This window comes from Kitasatospora dryopteridis (genome assembly GCF_050749075.1).
Taxonomy (GTDB): Bacteria; Actinomycetota; Actinomycetes; order Streptomycetales; family Streptomycetaceae; genus Kitasatospora.
Genome location: NZ_CP192749.1, coordinates 5246679 through 5266244 on the forward strand (window position 1 = coordinate 5246679; position 19566 = coordinate 5266244).

Genomic DNA, 19566 nt, shown 5'->3' on the forward strand with positions numbered 1-19566 from the left:
AGCCGTGCCTACAGCCGGACCACCGGACAGGTCAGCGTGCGCGTGATCCCCTCGATCTGCTGCACCTGGGCGACCACCAGCCGGCCCAGGTCGTCGATGGAGTCGGCCTCGGCCCGCACGATCACGTCGTAGGGGCCGGTGACGTCCTCGGCCTGGACGACGCCTTGGATCTTCGCAATGGACTCGGCGACCGCGGTGGCCTTGCCCACCTCGGTCTGGATCAGGATGTACGCCTGTACCACGGGAGACCTCCAGGCGGCTGGGGGGTGGGCTGGCCGGCAGTCTGATCACCACGCTACCGCGCCCCTCCCCGGGGAGGGGAGACTTCTGCACGGCCGGAGGGCGTACGCTGCGCGCGGGGGCGCGCGACCATCGCTCGAATGACTTGAGAGGACGGCAGATGCAGGGGACCGTGGGCGAGCTCGGCGAGTTCGGACTCATCAGGGAGCTCACCGCCCGGCTGGCGCCGACACCGGCCGTCGACCTCGGCCCGGGGGACGACGCCGCGGTGGTGAAGGCCCCCGACGGACGCGTGGTGGCCACCACCGACGTGCTGATCGAGGGCCGGCACTTCCGCCGGGACTGGTCCACCGCCTACGACGTGGGCCGCAAGTCCGCGGCGCAGAACCTCGCCGACGTGGCCGCCATGGGGGCCGTCCCGACCGCCATCCTGCTGGGCTTCGTCGCCCCGGCCGACCTGCCCGCCACCTGGGCGACCGAGCTGATGGACGGGCTGCGCGACGAGTGCCAGGTCGCCGGCGCCGCCGTGGTCGGCGGCGACGTGGTGCGCGGCGACGCGGTCACCCTGGCCATCACCGCCCTCGGCGACCTGCAGGGCCGCAAGCCGGTGCTGCGCTCCGGCGCCCAGGTCGGCGACGTGGTCGCGGTCACCGGCTGGCTGGGCTGGTCCGCCGCCGGGCTGACGGTGCTGCAGCGCGGCTTCCGTTCGCCGCGGGCCTTCGTCGAGGCGCACCGGCGCCCCGAGCCGCCGTACCACGCCGGCCCGGCCGCCGCCGACCTCGGCGCCACCTCCATGGTCGACGTCAGCGACGGGCTGGTCGCCGACCTCGGTCACGTGGCGGCCGCCAGCGGCGTCGACATCGACCTGCGGGCCGCCGACTTCGACGTCCCCGCGCAGATGGCCGACATCGGGCAGGCGGTCGGCGTGGACCCGCTGCTGTGGGTGCTCTCCGGCGGCGAGGACCACGCGATCGTGGCGACCTTCCCGAAGAGCGTGCAGCTGCCCGCCCGCTGGCGGGTGGTCGGCGAGGTGGTGCGCACCGCCCGCCCCGGCCGCGGCGGCCGGGTCACCGTCGACGGCGCGCCCTGGGAACGGGTCGGCGGCTGGGACCACTTCGCCGCGGAGTGACCCGGTACGGGTGACCCGGTCGGGCCGGGCGCGGTGGGGCCTTCGGGACGGTTGCAGCGCGTAGTCTTGCCGTGGTGCCGGGGCGGTGGTCCGTCCGGCCCGGCCGCCCGGTGCCGACCGGCCCGGACCGTACCGACTCGGGGCCCGCCCGCCCCAGGGAGACCAGGCCACCATGCGTATCGGCGTCCTCACCAGCGGCGGCGACTGCCCCGGCCTCAACGCGGTCATCCGCTCGATCGTCCACCGCGGCACCGATGTGCACGGTGACGAGATCCTCGGCATCGAGGACGGCTTCCTGGGCCTGATCGAGGGGCGGGCGCGGATCGTCTCGCACGACGACGTGACCGGCCTGCTCACCCTCGGCGGCACCGTCCTCGGCTCGGCGCGGGTGCACCGGGAGCGGATCGACCGGGCCGTGGAGGAGTGCCGGGACCTCGCCGACGCGCTCGGCATGGACGCCCTCGTCACGATCGGCGGGGAGGGCACGCTCACCGCCGCCCGGATGTTCAGCGACGCCGGGCTGCCGGTCGTCGGCGTGCCCAAGACCATCGACAACGACATCGACGCCACCGACGTCACCTTCGGCTTCGACACCGCGGTGCACGTCGCCACCGAGGCGATCGACCGGCTGAAGACCACCGCCGAGTCGCACCAGCGGGTGATGGTGGTCGAGCTGATGGGGCGGCACACCGGCTGGATCACGCTCACCGCGGGCATGGCCGGCGGCGCGCATGGCATCCTCATCCCGGAGAAGCCCTTCGACATCGAGGCGGTGGCCCGGATGGTCGAGGAGCGGTTCCGGCGCGGCAAGAAGTTCGCCATCATCGCGGTCGCCGAGGGCGCCAGGCCGGCGCCCGGCACGCTCCGCTTCGACCACGGCGGCCTCGACCAGTACGGCCACCAGACCTTCGGCGGCATCGGCAACCGGCTCGCCCGGGAGCTGGAGGGCATCCTCGGCACCGAGGCCCGGCCGGTCATCCTCGGCCACACCCAGCGCGGCGGCACCCCCACCGCACGGGACCGCACCCTGGCCACCCGGTTCGGCTGGCACGCCGTCGAGGCCGTCCACAAGGGCGCCTTCGGGCACTTCACCGCACTGCGCGGCACCGACGTCGAACTGGTGCCGATCGCCGACGGCGTGCGCGAACTGAAGACCGTCCCGCAGGACCGCTGGCTGGAGTCGGAGGCCGTGCTCTGAGCCGGCCCCGGTAGGTTGGCGGACATGGTTCCGACTGCTCCGTCCCACACGCCCGCCGCAGGCTCCGCCGCACCGCCCCGCGTCCTCACGGTCGCCGGCTCCGACAGCGGCGGCGGCGCCGGCATCCAGGCCGACCTCAAGGCGATGCTCGCCCTCGGCGTGCACGGCATGAGCGTCATCACCGCCGTCACGGCACAGAACTCGCTCGGCGTGCAGGGCTACTGGGAGCTGCCGGCGGAGGCCGTCCGGGCCCAGTTCCGCAGCGTGGTCGACGACATCGGCGTACAGGCCGTGAAGACCGGCATGCTCGCCTCGGTCGAACTCGTCGCCACCGTCTCCGAGCTGCTGGCCGGCGTCGACGCCCCGGTCGTGGTCGACCCGGTCGGCGTCTCCAAGCACGGCGACGCGCTGCTCGCCGCCGAGGCGGTCGCCACCGTCCGGGAGCTGCTGCTGCCGGTCGCCACCGTCGCCACGCCCAACCTGCACGAGGTGGCGCAGCTCACCGGCGTGGTCGTCGAGGAGGAGAGGGACATGCCCGCCGCCGCCGAGGCCGTCCTGGCCCTCGGCCCGCGCTGGGCGCTGATCAAGGGCGGCCACCTCGCCGGGGAGGCCGTCGACCTGCTGGCCGGCGCCGACGGCGAGCGCCACTGGTACCGGGCGCCGCGCCACGACAACCGGCACACCCACGGCACCGGCTGCACGCTGGCCAGCGCGGTCGCCGCCGAGCTCGCCAAGGGCCGCACCGTGGAGGAGGCCGTGGGCGCCGCCAAGGAGTACGTCACCGGCGCCATCGCGGCCGGCTTCGCCCTGGGTGCCGGCATCGGTCCGGTCGACCACGCCTGGCGCATCCGCGGCTGAGCCCGCCCCACGACGCGGGGCGCCGCCGCCGACGGCCCCCCGTGTCCGGGGACCGGTGCCGCCGCGCGGCGGAAAAGCAGGAAAGCCGACCCACCCGAGGGTGGATCGGCTGTCCGGAGGACCGGCGTACCGGTCTGCGCGTCAGCGCGAGACCTTACCGGCCTTGATGCACGAGGTGCAGACGTTGAGCCGCTTCGGCGTCCGCCCAATCACAGCGCGCACCGTCTGGATGTTGGGGTTCCAACGACGGGGGGTACGGCGGTGCGAGTGGGAGATGCTGTTGCCGAAGCCCGGCCCCTTGCCGCAGACGTCGCAGTTGGCAGCCACAGGAGTCACTCCAAGACTTCAGATCAGGTACGTTCGAAAACCCCGGCTGAACTGACCGGCACCACGCACGTGGAGCGAATCGGATCAAGGGGTGAGCCCGGGTTGTTCCAGGCAACCGGGAGAGCATACAACGGCTGCTCCCGAGCTACGAAACTACCATGTCGGGGCCGGTGATCGCGCCGGAGGCCACGGGGCCCGCCGGACGCTCCCGGCCGCGACGGCTCCGGCCCGCCCCGATAACCTGCGAGCATCGCCCCACAGCCACCGCGTCCGGCCGCCCGCGCGCCGGTGCGCGTTCCCGTGGCGTTCACCCGGAGGAGACCTGGTGCTGGACACGCTCGACGCCACGGCCGTCCGCACCTGGTGCCGTCTGGCGCTGACCGCCCTCGGCCAGGCCCGGGAGGAGATCGACGCGCTCAACGTCTACCCCGTCCCGGACGGCGACACCGGAACCAACCTCTACCTGACCGTCGAGGCCGCCACCGAGGCCGCCGAGGCCGCCGGCACCCCGGCCGGCCCCGCAGCCGGCGACACGGCCCGCGGGGAGGCGCCCGGCGACGGCCTCGGCCCGGTCACCGCCGCCATGGCCCGCGGCGCCCTGATCGGCGCCCGCGGGAACTCCGGCGTGATCCTCGCCCAGTGGCTGCGCGGCCTCGCCGAGGGCCTGGCCGACGGCGGCGACGCCGCCGCCCTGCGCCGCGCCCTGCCGCGCGCCGCCGAAGCCGCCTACCAGGCCGTCGCCGACCCGGTCGAGGGCACCCTGCTGACCGTCGCCGCCGAGGCCGCCCGGGCCGCCGCCGCCCAGGACGGCACCCTCGCCGACACCGCCCGCACCGCCTGCACCGCCGCCCGCACCGCCCTCCAGCACACCCCCGAGCAGCTCGACGTCCTCGCCGAGGCCGGCGTGGTCGACGCCGGCGGCCGCGGCCTGGTCGCCGTCCTCGGCGCACTCGCCGACACCGTCCTCGGCCACACCCCGATGGGCCCGATGGCGCTGCGCCACGAGACCGTCCTGCCCGTCCCCGCCCACCACGACAACTGCGAGGGCCACGCCCGGCTGCCCGGCCACCCCGCCTTCGAGGTGATCTACCTGCTGGAGGCCGGCGACGAGGCACTGCCCGCCCTGCGCACCCGGCTCGCCGCCCTCGGCGACTCGCTGGTGATCGGCGGCGGCGACGGCCTGTGGAACGTCCACGTGCACGTCGACGACGCCGGGGCGGCCGTCGAGGCCGGTGTGGAGGCCGGCTGGCCGTACCGCATCCGGATCACCCACTTCGCCGAGGCCGCCGCCCGGGCCGGCTCGACCGGCAGCGGTTCCGAGGCCTCCGCACCCACCCGCGCCGTGCTCAGCGTCGTCAGCGGCCACGGCCTCGCCGACCTCTGCGAGCAGGCCGGCTCCGCCGTGCTGCACGCCGACCCGGACCGGCCCCCGGTCAGCGCCGAACTCGCCGACGCCGTCCGCCGCTGCGCCGCCCGCGAGGTGATCGTCCTGCTCAACGACCCCGAGCTGCGCGCCGCCGCGGGTGCCGCCGCCGACCAGCTGCGCGAGGAGGGCGTGCGGATCGCCGTCCTGCCCACCAGGTCCCCCGTCCAGGGGCTCGCCGCCCTCGCCGTCCACGACGCCGGCCGCCGCTTCGACGAGGACGTGGTCGCCATGACCTCCGCCGCCGGCGCCACCCGGCACGCCGAACTCGCCGTCGCCGAGGGGGAGTCCTGGACGATGGCGGGTGTCTGCCAGGCCGGCGACGTGCTCGGCCTGATCGACGGCGACGTCGCCGTCATCGGGCACGACACCGCCGGGACCGCCGCCGTCCTGCTCGACCGGATGCTCGCCGCCGGCGGCGAACTCGTCACCCTCGTCCTCGGCGCCGGCGCCCCCGCGCACCTCGCCGAGGACCTCGTCGCCCACGCCCGGCGGCAGCGGCCCGAGGTCGACACCGTCGTCTACCACGGCGGCCAGGAGGCCGCCCTGCTGCTCATCGGTGTGGAGTGAGACCGACCGGCAGTAGGGAGCGCGGGTCGAGACGGGCCCCTCCTGCCCGACGGCGGGCAAGGAGGGAGAGAGCTGTCGGCACGTGACGCCGCGGGCCCAGCTGCCGGTCGGTCTATGCCCGCTCTGTCGCCCCCGTGGTGTCCAATAGGGCGTGATGGGCGCTCTCGATGAACCACTGACCAAGCTGGTCGGCGACCGCACCGCCAAGGTCCTCGCCGACTCCCTCAAGCTGCGCACGGTCGGCGACCTGCTGCACCACTACCCGCGCCGGTACGTCGAGCGCGGCCAGCTCACCAGCCTCGACGAACTCGAGGTGGACGAGCACGTCACCGTCCTCGCCCGGATCGAGAAGGTCACCCTGATCCCCTTCCGCGGCCGCAAGGGCGACCGCCTGGAAGTGATCGTCACCGACGGGCGCAGCCGGCTCACCCTGGTCTTCTTCAACCAGGGCTGGCGGCAGAAGGAGCTCCGCACCGGCGCCCAGGGCCTGTTCGCCGGCAAGGTCGGGCTGTTCAACCGCACCCGCCAGCTCGCCTCGCCCGACTACCAGCTGCTCGACGAGGACGCCGACTCCGGCGCGGCCAGGGCCTTCGCCGGCCGGCTCATCCCGGTCTACCCGGCCAGCGCCCAGATGCCCAGCTGGAAGCTGGTCAAGTGCATCGAGGTCGCCCTCGACAAGCACCTCGCCGACGTCGGCGAGCCGCTGCCCGCCGAACTGCGCACCAAGCACGGGCTGATCCCGCTGCCCGAGGCGCTCGAACTCATCCACCGCCCGCGCACCCAGGCCGACCGCGAACGCGCCCAGGACCGCCTCCGCTGGGACGAGGCCTTCGTCCTCCAGGTCGCCCTCGCCCGCCGCCGCGCCGCCGACTCGGCGCTGCCCGCCACCGCCCGGCACCGCGGCCCCGGCGGCGCCCTGGACGCCTTCGACGCCCGGCTTCCCTTCGAACTGACCGACGGCCAGCACACCGTCTGCGCCGAGATCTTCACCGACCTCGCGAGCGAGCACCCCATGCACCGGCTGCTCCAGGGCGAGGTCGGCTCCGGCAAGACCCTCGTCGCGCTGCGCGCCATGCTCGCCGTGGTCGACGCCGGCGGCCAGGCCGTGCTGCTCGCCCCCACCGAGGTGCTCGCCCAGCAGCACCACCGCTCGATCGTCGAGATGATGGGCGACCTCGCCGAGGGCGGCATGCTCGGCGGCTCCGACCTCGGCACCAAGGTCGTGCTGCTCACCGGCTCGATGGGCGCACCCGCCCGCCGCCAGGTGATGCTCGACATGGCCTGCGGCGACGCCGGCATCACCATCGGCACGCACGCCCTCATCGAGGACAAGGTGCAGTTCCAGGACCTCGGCCTGGTCGTCGTCGACGAGCAGCACCGCTTCGGCGTCGAACAGCGCGACGCGCTGCGGGCCAAGGGCGAACGCCCGCCGCACCTGCTGGTGATGACGGCGACGCCGATCCCGCGCACCGTCGCGATGACGGTCTTCGGCGACCTGGAGACCTCCGTCCTCGACCAGCTCCCGGCCGGCCGCTCGCCGATCTCCACGCACGTCGTCCCCGCGCTGGAGAAGCCCAACTTCCTGGCCCGCACCTGGGAGCGGCTGCGCGAGGAGGTCGGCAAGGGCCACCAGGCGTACGTGGTCTGCCCGCGGATCGGCGACGAGCCCGAGGAGCCCCGCAAGAAGCGGAAGTCCGCCGAGGAGGACCTGGAGGACGTCGGCGCCGAGAGCGACGACCGGCGGCCGCCGCTGTCCGTCGTCGAGACGGCCGAGATGCTCGCCAAGGGCCCGCTCGCCGGGCTGCGGATCGAGATCCTGCACGGCCGGCTCGCGCCGGAGGCCAAGGACGACGTGATGAAGCGGTTCGCGGCCGGGCAGGTGGACGTCCTGGTCGCCACCACCGTGATCGAGGTCGGCGTCAACGTCCCCAACTCCACCGTGATGGTCATCATGGACGCCGACCGCTTCGGCGTCTCGCAGCTGCACCAGCTGCGCGGCCGGGTGGGCCGCGGCAGCGCCGCAGGACTGTGCCTGCTCGTCAGCGACATGCCGGCGGCCAGCGCCGCCCGCGCCCGGCTCGACGCGGTGGCCGGCACCCTGGACGGCTTCGAACTCTCCCGGATCGACCTGGAGCAGCGCCGCGAGGGCGACGTGCTCGGCCAGGCGCAGTCCGGCGTGAAGTCCTCGCTCAAGGTGCTCAGCGTCCTGGAGGACGAGGAGGTCATCGCCACCGCCCGCGAGGAGGCCGCCCGCCTGGTCGCCGCCGACCCCGACCTGGCCGCCCACCCCGACCTCCGCACCGCCCTGGAGAGCCTCCTCGACGAGGACCGCGCCGAGTACCTCGAAAAGGGCTGAGGGCGCGCCCCGGCTCGGACGGCGTCCGGACTGTCAGTGCCCGGAGGGAGGATGGAGGTGTCCGGGCGCGTTCCCAACGTGCCTTTCCGGCGCGACACTTGGGGGTTCTCCATGGCATTCCGTCATCTCAACGAGCTTCCGCTCGGCGACAAGGTCTTCCGGATCGAGCTCGCGAGCGAGGACGACCGCGAGGTCACCCTCACCCTGAACGGCTGGCGCGAGGGGGCGGCCGCCTCCCCGCTCGCCTCCGGCCGGCTCCGGCTGCCGGTGGAGGACGTCGCCAGCCTGCGGATCGCGCTCAACCGGGCGCTGCGCGCGCTCGCGATCGTCGCCGACGTCTCCGAGCCCATCCCCGACCGCGACGTGCTGCGCGAGCTGTACCCCGGCCACGGCGCCCCCTGGGTCCCGCAGCACGAGGAGGAGCTCGTCCGCCGCTTCCACGACGGCGAGACGATCGCCCGGATCGCCGCCCGCTACGGCCGCACCCCGGACTCGGTCCGCACCAAGCTGCGCGAGCTCGGCCACGACCCGCGCCGCCCGGAGTACTGCCCGCCGGACGGCTGCCTGTCCTGGTCCCGGTTCGCCTCGCCGGCGCTGCTCGGGGCGGCCGCCCCGGCCGAGTGACGCAGAGGGCCGGATGACGCGGCGGGCCGTGCGGCGCGCTTGAATGGGGGAGCCCCGCCGCCCTGCCGGCGCGGGCTCCCGCAGCACCAGGCACGAGAGGACCGCGCACCCCATGACCCGCGTCATCGCCGGCGCCGCCGGCGGCCGCCGGCTGGCCGTACCGCCCGGCCGCACCACCCGCCCCACCTCGGACAAGGCGCGGGAGGCGATGTTCTCCACGCTGGAGGCGCTGCGCGGCACCGTGCACGGAGCGCGGATGCTCGACCTGTTCGGCGGCTCGGGCGCGGTCGGCCTGGAGGCGCTGTCCCGCGGGGCGGAGCACGTCCTGTTGGTGGAGTCGGACGCGAGCGCGGCGCGCACCATCCGGGAGAACGTGCGCAGCCTCGGCCTGCCGGGCGCCGAGGTGCGCGCCGACCGCGCCGAGCGGGTGATCGCCGGGCCCGCCCCGGCGGTCCCGTACGACCTGGTGTTCCTGGACCCGCCGTACGCCGTGGCGGACGAGGAGCTGCGGGAGATGCTGATCACACTCCGTGCCGGGGGCTGGATCGCGGAGGACGTTCTCGTCACCGTGGAACGCAGCACCCGCGGCGGAGAGTTCGGCTGGCCGGAGGGCTTCGAAGCGCTGCGCTCGCGCAGGTACGGCGAGGGCACCCTCTGGTACGGTCGCGCCGCCGACGAGGCCGATCGACACTCGTAGCACCGGTACCCCACAAGGGAGCACACGACATGCGCCGCGCCGTCTGTCCTGGGTCCTTCGACCCCATCACCAACGGACACCTCGACATCATCGAGCGGGCTTCCAGGCTGTACGACGTGGTGTATGTCGCCGTTCTGATCAACAAGAACAAGCAGGGCATGTTCACCATCGAGGAGCGCATCGCGCTCATCGAGGAGACCACCGCCAAGCTGGGCAACGTGAAGGTCGAGTCGCACACCGGCCTGCTGGTCGACTTCTGCCGGGACCGCGACATCCCGGCCATCATCAAGGGCCTGCGCGCGGTCAGCGACTTCGACTACGAGCTGCAGATGGCCCAGATGAACCACGGGCTCACCGGCGTGGAGACGCTCTTCGTGCCGACCTCGCCGACGTACAGCTTCCTCTCCTCGACCCTGGTCAAGGAGGTCGCCTCGCTCGGCGGGGACGTCTCGCACCTGCTGCCGGCGGTGGTGCACGGCCGGCTGGTCGAGCGGATCGCCGAGCGCCGCGGCTGAAACGGACATTCCCGGCGCAGCGTCACGGCGCGGCGGCCCGCCCGCGCGGCCCGCTGCGCCGGATGTTGTGAGCGGTGCCCCCTGTGGCCGTACAGTCTGTACTCCCGCCCCGCGGCGTCGTTGTGCCACGGGGCCTGCCTCCGCCAGAGCCCTTGGCGGCACACGGAAAGACAGAAGCGCCCGTGGACGTGCAGCAGCAACTGGACGAGATCGTCGCGTCGGTGGAGAACGCCCGCGCGATGCCGATGTCGGCGTCGTGCGTGGTCAACCGGGCCGACCTGGTCGGCATGCTCCGCGACCTGAAGGCCGCGCTGCCCGCCGAGCTCGCCCAGGCCCAGTCGGTGGTCGCCGACCACCAGCAGATGGTGGCGGACGCGCAGGCGCAGGCCGAGGAGATCATCCGCGGGGCGCACGACGAGCGCGGCTCGCTGATCTCCGACACCGAGGTCGTGATGCGCGCCCAGGCCGAGGCCGACCGCATCCTGGCCGAGGCCCGTGCCGAGGTGGAGGCCAAGCGCGCGGAGGCCGACGACTACGTCGACTCCAAGCTCGCCAACTTCGAGGTCGTGCTGACCAAGACGCTCGGCGCGGTCGGCCGCGGCCGGCAGAAGCTGCGCGGCGCGGGCGTCTACGAGCCGGAGGGCGAGGCGGGCGAGGACGGCGAGGAGTTCGAGCCGCGGGTCAGCCCGAGCCCGGAGGCCGACGAGTACGTCGACGCCAAGCTGGCCACCCTGGAGGCGGTGCTCGGCGCCACCCTGGAGGCGGTCGGCAAGGGTCGCGACAAGCTGCTCGGCAAGAAGCCGATCGACGAGCTCGGCGCCTACCTGGCCGCCGCCGACGAGGCCCAGCAGCAGAAGGACCGGGCCGAGGCGTTCGCCGCCGGCTTCGCCGCCGAGGGCGAGGAGCAGCCCTGGTACCGCGAGGAGGTGCCGCAGCAGCAGGCCTGGCCGGACCAGACCCCCGCCGCGGCCGGCTGGCAGGCCCCGGGCGAGGACCCGTACGCCGGCCAGGGCGCCCCGCAGTACGCCGACGTGTACGGCGGCTACGACCCCGCGACGGGCGGCCAGGCCGACCCGTACGGCGGCCAGTACGGCTACCAGCAGCCTGCCGCGGCCTACCAGGAGCAGCAGGGCATGGCGGACGGCTACTACCAGCAGCAGGCCTACCAGGCGGACCCGTACGGCCAGTACGGCTACCAGCAACAGCAGCAGGCCCCGATGCCGCACCAGCAGCAGCAGGCCGGGCTGGACGAGACGAGCTTCTTCGACACCAGCATGATCGACATGAGCAGGCTGCGGGAGCTCGGCGGCCGCTGACCGGAGGCGGGTCGGGCACCGACTTTGGGCCTGGCCCGACTCTCCGGTAGTCTGACCACTCCGGCCTGTTCGCACCGGCCTCGTTGCGTGCCCGCGTACGGGCCACGCACACCGAATGAAGGATTCGCGCCACGCAGGGATGCGTGCCGCCCCAGGAAGTCAGGACACCTTGAACCGCCTCGACCACCGCGACCCGCTCGTGTTCGACACGCACGAGCTCGGCCGTCGCCCCGGCTCGATGCGCAAGGTGTCGCGGACCCTGGAGGCCCCCGAGGACTTCGGCGTCGCGGACGTCATCGGGGTGCCGGAGAACAGCGGGATCGCGCTGGAGCTCCGCCTGGAGTCGGTCGTCGAGGGCGTGCTGGTCACCGGCACCGCCGAGGCGCACGTCGAGGGCGAGTGCGTGCGCTGCCTGGAGCCGCTGGAGGACGACCTGGAGGTCGACTTCCAGGAGCTCTACTACTACCCGGAGTCCGACGAGCGCCACCGCGCCCGGACGGCCGGGGCCGGGGACCTCGACGAGGAATCCGAGGACGAGACTTACCGTCTGGAGGGCGACTTCTTCGACCTCCGGCCGGTGCTGCGTGACGCGGTGGTGCTCGCACTGCCGCTGCAGCCGGTGTGCCAGGAAGACTGCCTGGGCCTGTGCTCCGAGTGCGGGGCACGCCTGAGCGACGACCCGGACCACCACCACGACGCCGTCGACCCTCGGTGGGCGGCTCTGCAGGGACTCTCCGCCGCCCCCGGCGACGAGGGTGACGAGAACAAGAACAGCGACACCCGTGAGGGTCTCGCCGAGAACCAGGAGAAGTAGCCGTGGCTGTTCCGAAGCGGAAGATGTCGCGCAGCAACACGCGCCACCGCCGGTCCAACTGGAAGGCCGTCGTGCCCGCGCTCGTCGCGTGCGACCGCTGCCACGAGCCGAAGCTCGCGCACATCGCGTGCCCGAGCTGCGGCACGTACAACCGTCGCCAGGTCCTCTCGGTCTGATCGGCGGGGTGCACGGATCGATGTCGGACGGCAACTCCTCCCGCAAGTCGGCTCCTGCGAACGGGGGCAAGGGCGGCGGGCCGGCCTCGACCGAATACGACGTCCTGGAAGGGCGCCTCGGGTACGAACTCGAGCGCGCCCTTCTGGTACGCGCCCTCACCCACCGCTCGTACGCGTACGAGAACGGCGGGCTGCCCACCAACGAGCGCCTCGAGTTCCTCGGCGACTCGGTGCTGGGCCTGGTGGTGACCGACACCCTCTACCGCCTCCACCCGGAGGTCGCCGAGGGCACGCTCGCCAAACTCCGCGCCGCGGTGGTCAACTCCCGCGCGCTCGCCGAGGTCGGCCGCGGCCTGGAGCTCGGGACCTTCATCCGCCTCGGCAAGGGCGAGGAGGGCACCGGCGGCCGCGACAAGTCGTCGATCCTCGCCGACACCGTCGAGGCCGTGATCGGCGCCATCTACCTCGACCGCGGCCTGGACGCCGCCACCGAGTTCGTCCACCGGCTGTTCGACCCGCTGATCGAGGAGTCCTCGCAGCTCGGCGCCGGCCTGGACTGGAAGACCAGCCTCCAGGAGCTCACCGCGGCCGTCGGCATCGGCGTGCCGGAGTACGTGGTCGCCGAGTCCGGCCCGGACCACGAGAAGACCTTCGACGCCGCCGCCCGCGTCGCCGGCCAGGACTACGGGCACGGCAGCGGCCGCTCGAAGAAGGAGGCCGAGCAGAAGGCCGCCGAGAGCGCCTGGCGGGCCATCAAGGCCAAGTACGCCGAGAGCACGCCCGACTCCACCGGCTGAGGCGGCCCGCATGCCCGAGCTCCCCGAGGTCGAGGTCGTCCGCCGAGGACTGGCCCGCTGGACGGCGGGCCGCACCGTCGCCGAGGTCCAGGTCCTGCACCCGCGCGCGGTCCGTCGGCACACCGCGGGCGGCGAGGACTTCGCCGCCCGGCTCGCGGGCACCACCTTCGGCGAGGCCCACCGCCGCGGCAAGTACCTCTGGGTGCCGCTGGCGGGCACCGGCCACTCGATGGTCGGCCACCTCGGCATGAGCGGGCAGCTGCTCGTCCAGGACCCGGCCGCCCCCGACGAGACCCACCTGCGGGTGCGGTTCCGCTTCACCGACGGCGGCCGCGAACTGCGCTTCGTCGACCAGCGGACCTTCGGCGGCCTCGCCGTCGAGGAGGCCGAGGACGGCGACCTCGAAGCCACCCCCGTCTCGCTCGCCCACATCGCCCGCGACCCGCTCGACGCACGCTTCGACGACGCCGCCTTCGTCGCCGCACTGCGGGCCCGGCGGACGACCGTCAAGCGCGCCCTGCTCGACCAGACCCTGATCAGCGGCGTCGGCAACATCTACGCCGACGAGTCGCTGTGGCGCGCCAGGCTGCACTACGACCGGCCCACCGCCGGCATCACCCGGCCCCGCGCCGCCGAACTCCTCGGCCACGCCCGGGACGTGATGAACGCGGCGCTGGCCGTCGGCGGCACCACCTTCGACAGCCTCTACGTCAACGTGAACGGCGAGAGCGGCTACTTCGCCCGGGACCTCGACGCCTACGGCCGCGAGGGCGCACCCTGCAACCGCTGCGGCACGCCGATCCGCCGCGCCGCCTGGATGAACCGCTCCAGCTACTACTGCCCCCGCTGCCAGCCGGTGCCCCGCCAGCGGTAGGCCCCGGCGGGAGGGCGGCGACCACTCAGGGCTCAGTGCTCGGCGAGTTGGGGCTGCTTGGGTTCCACACCGTGCAGGGCGCCCTCGTCCTCGCCGAACCAGGCGACACCCACGGCGCTCACCACCGCCAGCACGAAGCCCAGTCCGGCCAGCCAGCCCAGGCCCGCGCGCGAGGTGTCGCCGAGCCACAGCACGCCCACCGCACCCGGCACCACCGTCTCGCCGACCACCAGCGCGGCGGTCGCCCCGTTCACCGAGCCGACCTGCAGTGCCACCGTGTGCAGGTACATCCCGCCGATGCCGCCGATCAGGATGGTGTACAGCGCCGGGTCGGACACCAGCGCCGTGAGGTCGAACGGGTCGACGCCGTCCAGGATGCGCACGCCGATGCCCAGCGCACCGAACCCGAGGCCGGACAGCAGGCCCGCGACGATCGCCCCGCTGCGGCCCATCCGCCGCACCAGCAGGCTGCCGCCCGCGATCAGCACCGCCGTCGCACCGAGCAGCCACCAGTGCACCGCCCGGTCGACCACGTGGTCGCCCTCCGGTCCGGCGGCCACCGCCAGCATCACCAGCGCGCCGCACAGCACGCCGATCGACACCCACTCCAGCTGCTTCAGCCGCAGCCCCAGCAGCTTGACGCTGAGCAGCGCGGTGATCACCAGGTTGGCGCTGATGATCGTCTGCGACAGGAACAGCGGCAGCAGCCGGGCGGCCAGCGCACCCAATCCGAAACCGATGAAGTCCAGCACCGTGCCGAGGATGAACTCCCAGGTCACCGCCGCCTTCGCGGTCGACGCCAGGCTCGGCCCGCCGTGCTCGGTCAGCGTGACCCCGCCCTCGGAGCGGGCGGCCTCCTCGCGCGCCGAGCGGCGGGCGCCGACCGCCTGCAGGACGGAGCCGGTGCCGTAGCAGGCGGAGGCCGCGACGGCGGTGACGAGACCGATGAACACAGGGGCTCCGATCATGGGCGGGGCTGGCAGTGCACCACTATGCCGGGTCGGAGCGGCCCGCCGGTCACACCGGGGGGTATTCCGGCCGGTCGGCGGGGTGGGAATCCGACCGGGGGAGCACGGCGGCGGGATTCCGGTGCGACTGCAGGAGGGGTCGGGGCCGTCCTGGCGGTAGCGTCGACTACATGGGAACCGTTCTGCGTCGCCCGGTCCTCGCACTCACCGTGCTGCTGACCGGGATGCTGCTGCTCTTCGCCCCGGCGGCCGCCGCGGCCGGGGTGTCCGACGCGGCCGCCGCCCTCAAACAGGGCCAGGTCTACGTCGACCCCTCGATGACCGGCCGCTTCTCCGAGGCACAGGCCGCCGACCTCACCGAGAAGATCGCCGACGCGGACAAGCCGATCTTCGTCGCCGTCGTCCCCGCCAACGACGACTACCCGGCGGCCACCGTCGCCCGGGACCTGCGCACCGAGGTCGGCGTCGTCGGCGTGTACGCGATCTGGCGCGGCGACCAGTTCAAGGCGTTCTCCGACCGCCAAGCCCTGCCGCCCGCCTCCGCCGACCGGATCGCCGACGCCGCCTTCCGCGCCCACCCGGGCGACATCAACGCGGCCCTCAACGACTTCGTCGACCAGGCCGCCCCGCAGACCCGCGGCCACGGCGTGGCCTCCGGCGGGGTGAGCGCGGCCGCGATCGCCGTCCCGCTCGCCCTGCTGGCACTGGTCGGCGCCGGGGCGTTCCTGCTCTTCCGCCGGGCGAAGCGGCGCAAGGAGGAGCAGGCCCGTGCCGAGCTGGCGCAGCTGCGCACCGTCGTGGACGAGGACATCACCGCCTTCGGCGAGGAGCTCGATCGGCTGGACTTCACCCCGGGCGCACCCGACGCCGACGACGACCAGCGGGACGACTACGCGCGGGCCCTCGACGCCTACGAGAAGGCCAAGCTGACCATGGACGCGGCCACCGGGCCGCAGGACGTCCGGCCGGTGACCGAGGCGCTGGAGGAGGGCCGGTTCTCGCTGGCGGTGCTCGCGGCACGGCGGGAGGGGCGACCGCTGCCGGAGCGCCGTCCGCCGTGCTTCTTCGACCCGCGGCACGGGCCGTCCAGCGAGGACGCCGACTGGGCGCCGGCCGGCGGGGCGCTGCGCAGTGTCCCGGTCTGCGCGCAGGACGCGGCGCGGCTCAGGGACGGACAGGACCCGGACGTGCGCACGGTGCCGACCGCGTACGGGCGCAAGCCGTACTGGAACGCGGGCCCGGCCTACAGCCCGTGGGCCGGCGGCTACTACGGCTCCGGTCTGCTGCCCGGGCTGGTGGCCGGCACGCTGATGGGCTCGGTGCTCGCCTCGCCCGGCAGCGCCTGGGCGGCCGGCGGCGAGGCCGGCCCCGGCGGCGGGGAGTACTCCGGCGCCGACTTCGACCAGAACGACTTCGGCGGCTTCGGCGGCGGCGGGGACTTCGGCGGCGGAGGCGACTTCGGTGGCGGGGGCGACTTCGGCGGCGGCTTCTGACCCGACCCGCCGGGCGAACCCATAGGGGCGCGGGGAACTGCGCGCAGCGGAAGGTTGCGGTCCGTGCCTTCCGACTCGCGCAGTTCCCCGCGCCCCTATGGGTTCGCCCGCATCGTCGGGCGTCCTCAGGTGCGGCGTTGGGCTGCGGAGAGGAGCAGAGCGGCTCCGGAGGCGAGCAGCGCTGCGGCGGCCACCGCCGTCCAGCCGTGCCGGAAGGCGTCCAGTGCGGCAGCCGCGGAGTGCGGGGTGCCGAGCAGCGGGACGACCACGGCGACGCCGATCACGGCGCCGATCTGGCGGGCCATGGTGGTGACGGCCGATCCGGTGGCGAACCGGTCGGGCGGCAGGGCTGCGGCGGCCGCGCCGACCAGGGTGGGCAGGGTGAGCCCGACGCCGAGGCCGGTGAGCAGCATGCCGGGCAGCAGCCCCTCGGCGTACCCGGGTGCGGTGCCGACGGCGACGGCCCACCAGGCGACGCCCGCGGCGAAGACCAGGGTGCCGGTGCAGGCCACCGCGCCCTGGCCGAACCGCCGCAGCAGCGGCCCGGTGGCGAGGGCGACCGGCGGCACCAGCAGCGGGCCGGGGGAGATGGCGAGCCCGGTGCGGAGTGCGGAGTAGCCCCAGACCTGCTGGCACCAGAGCACGGCGGTGAGCAGCATGCCGGAGAAGGCGACGGTGAACAGCAGGGCGGCCCCGTTGGCGGCGGCGAAGACCGGTACCCGCAGCATCGGCAGGTCGACGACGGGTGCCCGGTGGCGGGCGGACCGGACGAGGAAGAGGGCGGTGAGCAGGGCGGCTGCGAGCAGGCTGCCGAGGGTGCGGGCGGACGCCCAGCCCCAGGTCTCGGCCTTGACCAGTCCGAGGGCGAGGGCGCCGATCGCCGCAGTGAGCAGGACGGCGCCGGCGAGGTCGGGAAGGGGCCCTGCCTCGGTGGCCTGCGGGCGGGGGAGGACCCGTGCGCCGACGGTGAGGGCGAGGGCGCCGACGGGCAGGTTCACCAGGAAGACCCACCGCCAGTCGGCCTCGACCAGCAGGCCGCCCAGGACGGGGCCGAGGCCGGCGGCGATGCCGCCGATGGAGGCCCAGCTGCGGACGGCGGCGGGGCGGCGTTCGGGTTCGGTGGCGGCCAGCAGGAGGGCGAGCGAGGTCGGCATGAGGAGGGCGGCCGCGGCGGCCTGCAGCAGCCGGGCGCCGACCAGCAGGCCGACGCCGGGGGCGAGGGCGCAGAGTGCGGAGGCGGCGGTGAAGCCGGCGAGACCGGCGAGGAATCCGGTGCGGTGGCCGATCCGGTCGGCGAGGCGCCCGGCCGGCACCAGCAGGGCGGCGAAGACGATCGCGTAGCCGTTGAGTACCCAGGAGAGCTCGGCGAGGCCGGCTCCGTCGAAGTGCTCGGTCATCGCGGGGACGGCCACGTTGACGATGAACAGGTCCAGGTTGGAGACGAACACCGCGGCGGCGACCACCGGCAGCACCAGTGAATTTGATTTTCCAACTTTCTGCATGGCCGGTCACGCTAGACCGCGTGGGTTTGGAAACGCAACCCGCTGTGGCACCCTGGCCGGGTGACCGCGCACACACCGCCCCCGCTCCCCGCACTCCCCGGCCGTCCCTGCTCGATCGCCGCCGCGCTCTCCGTCGTCGGCGAGAAGTGGGCCCTGCTCGCCGTCCGCGAGCTCTTCTACGGGAACCACCGCTTCGAGCGGCTGGCGGAGAACACCGGCGCCCCGCGCGACCGGCTCACCGCCCGGCTGCGCGCCCTGGAGGAGGCCGGCGTGGTCGAGCGGCGGCTCTACCAGGAGCGGCCGCCGCGGTACGAGTACCACCTCACCGAGGCCGGCCGGGACCTCGCGCCGCTCACCCAGGCCCTGCTCGCCTGGGGCGACCGCTGGCTGCTGCCCGAACCGCCGGTGACCCTCCGGCACGCCCCGGCCGGCCGCCCCGAGCACCCGCTGGACGCCGCCTGGATCTGCCGCACCTGCGGCGAACCGGCCGGCCGCCACGACGTGGGCCTGCGGATCAACACGCCCGGCTGGGACCGGCAGGGGCCGACCGGGTGAAACCGTGCGCCCGGTCCGCCGGCGTCGCACCCGCCCGCGTCCACCCCGCGTCCGGGCCCGGCGGCAGTCGGTCCGCGGCGGCCCGGTGAACGGCACCGCCGGTGCGCAAAGGTGCCGTGCACGTGCGGTGAAACCCCTTCGCACCCGGCCGTGCGGGGGCGCACTATGGTCGAGCCATGCGCGGTCACGACGGCTACGGCCACCACACGCTGGGGCACGACGGCGTCCGGCCGGTCCGGGTCACCGCCTGGGTCCGCGGCCGGGTGCAGGAGGTCGGCTTCCGGTGGTGGACCAGGGCCCGCGCCCTGGAGATCGGGCTGACCGGGTATGCGAGCAACCTCGGCGACGGGCGCGTACAGGTCGTGGCCGAAGGACTGCACGCCGACTGCGAGGAACTTCTCGGCCTGCTGCGCGGCCCGGACACTCCGGGCCAGGTCAGCGGGGTCACCGAGATATGGACCGCGACCGGGGACGGGTACGACGGATTCGCGATCCGCTAGGTACCCGGCAGTTGCCGGAGGAGTGGAGAGACCCTCCGGCAACTGCCGGTGTCATCCGGTTGCCATCCGGGCAGACTCGTGGTTGACTCCGCACCAGCAGTGATCCACCGGCTCCGGTGGCCCGCCCCGCCCCGTGGTGTGACCGTCCCGCCATGCAGGTGAGAGGGGTGCGGTAGCGTGCGGTGATCGTGTTGACCCGTACCGTCTTTGGTGAGACGCTGGAAGCCCGCGCACCAGTCCGCGTTTACCCGGCAGGGTCTAGCCGTCGTGTGCCCAGCTCACTGCGGCCGCCCTGGAGTGCCCAGCCAGCACCTCGGGTCGACGAGGAGTGCGCACCCCTTCCCCCTAGACCAGTACCGCAAAACGGTTCGGTCACTCAGCGTGGAGGACCATACATCATGGCAAAGGCGCTTCTCGGGTACGTCGGCGGCCCCGACCCGCGAATGCTCTCCGAGATGCGACGGCTGCAGCAGCGTGTTCAGGACCTGGAGGCCGAACTTCTCCGGCTCCAGACGGAGAACGACGCTCTCGCCGCTGTCGCTGACGAGCACTCGCTGCTCACCAGCATCGACATGGATCACCGGGAGCCTGCGCTCACCTGATCCTCCCCGGTCGGATCGATCGACGCCGTCGG

Annotated in this window: 21 protein-coding genes; 17 read left to right on the plus strand and 4 right to left on the minus strand. The window is 74.0% G+C overall.

Going from position 1 to position 19566, the window contains the following annotated elements; genetic code table 11:
• Window positions 1-8: 8 nt before the first annotated feature.
• Complete coding sequence (locus ACQ614_RS23815) at window positions 9-242, minus strand: Lrp/AsnC family transcriptional regulator (RefSeq protein ID WP_363491557.1); 234 nt, start codon at window positions 240-242, stop codon at window positions 9-11.
• A gap of 158 nt (window positions 243-400) precedes the next feature.
• Here ACQ614_RS23815 and ACQ614_RS23820 point away from each other — a divergent pair, with 158 nt between their 5' ends.
• From ACQ614_RS23820 to thiD, 3 genes are all read left to right on the plus strand, one after another.
• Window positions 401-1369, plus strand: coding sequence for a thiamine-phosphate kinase (locus ACQ614_RS23820; protein WP_431680679.1), 969 nt, complete (start codon window positions 401-403; stop codon window positions 1367-1369).
• 172 nt (window positions 1370-1541) lie between these two features.
• Entirely contained in the window at window positions 1542-2567 is a 1026-nt protein-coding gene (locus tag ACQ614_RS23825; RefSeq protein ID WP_431680680.1) for an ATP-dependent 6-phosphofructokinase, read from the plus strand.
• A 24-nt stretch (window positions 2568-2591) separates the two neighbouring features.
• On the plus strand, window positions 2592-3425 hold the full coding sequence (thiD, locus tag ACQ614_RS23830; RefSeq protein WP_431680682.1) for a bifunctional hydroxymethylpyrimidine kinase/phosphomethylpyrimidine kinase: 834 nt from the start codon (window positions 2592-2594) through the stop codon (window positions 3423-3425).
• 141 nt (window positions 3426-3566) lie between these two features.
• On the opposite strand, the gene rpmB is transcribed toward thiD, so the two are convergent.
• Window positions 3567-3752 carry a 50S ribosomal protein L28 gene (gene rpmB, locus ACQ614_RS23835; RefSeq protein WP_014138233.1) on the minus strand — a complete coding sequence of 62 codons (186 nt, stop codon included), beginning with the start codon at window positions 3750-3752 and terminating at the stop codon, window positions 3567-3569.
• A gap of 325 nt (window positions 3753-4077) precedes the next feature.
• Between rpmB and ACQ614_RS23840 the strand changes: the two genes are divergently transcribed.
• The 10 genes from ACQ614_RS23840 (at window position 4078) to mutM (ending at window position 13914) form a co-directional block, all read left to right on the plus strand.
• Window positions 4078-5745: a DAK2 domain-containing protein gene (locus ACQ614_RS23840; protein WP_431680683.1), complete on the plus strand. Its 1668-nt coding sequence runs from the start codon at window positions 4078-4080 to the stop codon at window positions 5743-5745.
• Between the two features lie 154 nt (window positions 5746-5899).
• On the plus strand, window positions 5900-8101 hold the full coding sequence (gene recG / locus ACQ614_RS23845) for an ATP-dependent DNA helicase RecG (protein WP_431680684.1): 2202 nt from the start codon (window positions 5900-5902) through the stop codon (window positions 8099-8101).
• Window positions 8102-8212: 111 nt separating this feature from the next.
• The gene (locus ACQ614_RS23850) at window positions 8213-8725 is read left to right on the plus strand and encodes a hypothetical protein (protein WP_363491551.1); all 513 of its coding nucleotides are present in this window, start codon (window positions 8213-8215) and stop codon (window positions 8723-8725) included.
• A gap of 112 nt (window positions 8726-8837) precedes the next feature.
• Complete coding sequence (gene rsmD, locus ACQ614_RS23855; protein ID WP_363491550.1) at window positions 8838-9422, plus strand: 16S rRNA (guanine(966)-N(2))-methyltransferase RsmD; 585 nt, start codon at window positions 8838-8840, stop codon at window positions 9420-9422.
• A 29-nt stretch (window positions 9423-9451) separates the two neighbouring features.
• Window positions 9452-9937 (plus strand): pantetheine-phosphate adenylyltransferase, encoded by a 486-nt coding sequence (coaD, locus tag ACQ614_RS23860; RefSeq protein ID WP_431680685.1) that lies wholly within the window; start codon window positions 9452-9454, stop codon window positions 9935-9937.
• A gap of 182 nt (window positions 9938-10119) precedes the next feature.
• Entirely contained in the window at window positions 10120-11253 is a 1134-nt protein-coding gene (locus tag ACQ614_RS23865) for an ATP synthase F0 subunit B (RefSeq protein ID WP_431680686.1), read from the plus strand.
• 169 nt (window positions 11254-11422) lie between these two features.
• Window positions 11423-12067: a YceD family protein gene (locus tag ACQ614_RS23870; RefSeq protein WP_431680687.1), complete on the plus strand. Its 645-nt coding sequence runs from the start codon at window positions 11423-11425 to the stop codon at window positions 12065-12067.
• 2 nt (window positions 12068-12069) lie between these two features.
• The gene (rpmF, locus tag ACQ614_RS23875) at window positions 12070-12243 is read left to right on the plus strand and encodes a 50S ribosomal protein L32 (RefSeq protein WP_035866499.1); all 174 of its coding nucleotides are present in this window, start codon (window positions 12070-12072) and stop codon (window positions 12241-12243) included.
• Between the two features lie 20 nt (window positions 12244-12263).
• A complete protein-coding gene (gene rnc / locus ACQ614_RS23880) occupies window positions 12264-13040 on the plus strand; it encodes a ribonuclease III (protein WP_431680688.1) in 777 nt (258 codons plus the stop codon).
• Between the two features lie 10 nt (window positions 13041-13050).
• Window positions 13051-13914: a bifunctional DNA-formamidopyrimidine glycosylase/DNA-(apurinic or apyrimidinic site) lyase gene (gene mutM / locus ACQ614_RS23885; protein WP_431680690.1), complete on the plus strand. Its 864-nt coding sequence runs from the start codon at window positions 13051-13053 to the stop codon at window positions 13912-13914.
• A 32-nt stretch (window positions 13915-13946) separates the two neighbouring features.
• On the opposite strand, the gene ACQ614_RS23890 is transcribed toward mutM, so the two are convergent.
• Window positions 13947-14867: a hypothetical protein gene (locus ACQ614_RS23890; protein WP_431684005.1), complete on the minus strand. Its 921-nt coding sequence runs from the start codon at window positions 14865-14867 to the stop codon at window positions 13947-13949.
• A 185-nt stretch (window positions 14868-15052) separates the two neighbouring features.
• On the opposite strand from ACQ614_RS23890, the gene ACQ614_RS23895 reads away from it, so the two are divergent.
• Complete coding sequence (locus ACQ614_RS23895; RefSeq protein ID WP_431680692.1) at window positions 15053-16375, plus strand: TPM domain-containing protein; 1323 nt, start codon at window positions 15053-15055, stop codon at window positions 16373-16375.
• A gap of 125 nt (window positions 16376-16500) precedes the next feature.
• On the opposite strand, the gene ACQ614_RS23900 is transcribed toward ACQ614_RS23895, so the two are convergent.
• The gene (locus ACQ614_RS23900; protein WP_431680694.1) at window positions 16501-17877 is read right to left on the minus strand and encodes an MFS transporter; all 1377 of its coding nucleotides are present in this window, start codon (window positions 17875-17877) and stop codon (window positions 16501-16503) included.
• 60 nt (window positions 17878-17937) lie between these two features.
• Between ACQ614_RS23900 and ACQ614_RS23905 the strand changes: the two genes are divergently transcribed.
• The 3 genes from ACQ614_RS23905 to ACQ614_RS23915 all read left to right on the plus strand — a co-directional run bounded on the left by ACQ614_RS23905 (window position 17938) and on the right by ACQ614_RS23915 (window position 19534).
• Window positions 17938-18432, plus strand: a complete 495-nt coding sequence (locus tag ACQ614_RS23905; protein WP_431680695.1) for a winged helix-turn-helix transcriptional regulator — start codon at window positions 17938-17940, stop codon at window positions 18430-18432.
• Between the two features lie 176 nt (window positions 18433-18608).
• Window positions 18609-18932, plus strand: coding sequence for an acylphosphatase (locus ACQ614_RS23910; RefSeq protein ID WP_431680696.1), 324 nt, complete (start codon window positions 18609-18611; stop codon window positions 18930-18932).
• Window positions 18933-19330: 398 nt separating this feature from the next.
• Window positions 19331-19534 carry a hypothetical protein gene (locus tag ACQ614_RS23915; RefSeq protein ID WP_095873024.1) on the plus strand — a complete coding sequence of 68 codons (204 nt, stop codon included), beginning with the start codon at window positions 19331-19333 and terminating at the stop codon, window positions 19532-19534.
• The last annotated feature ends 32 nt before the right edge of the window (window positions 19535-19566 follow it).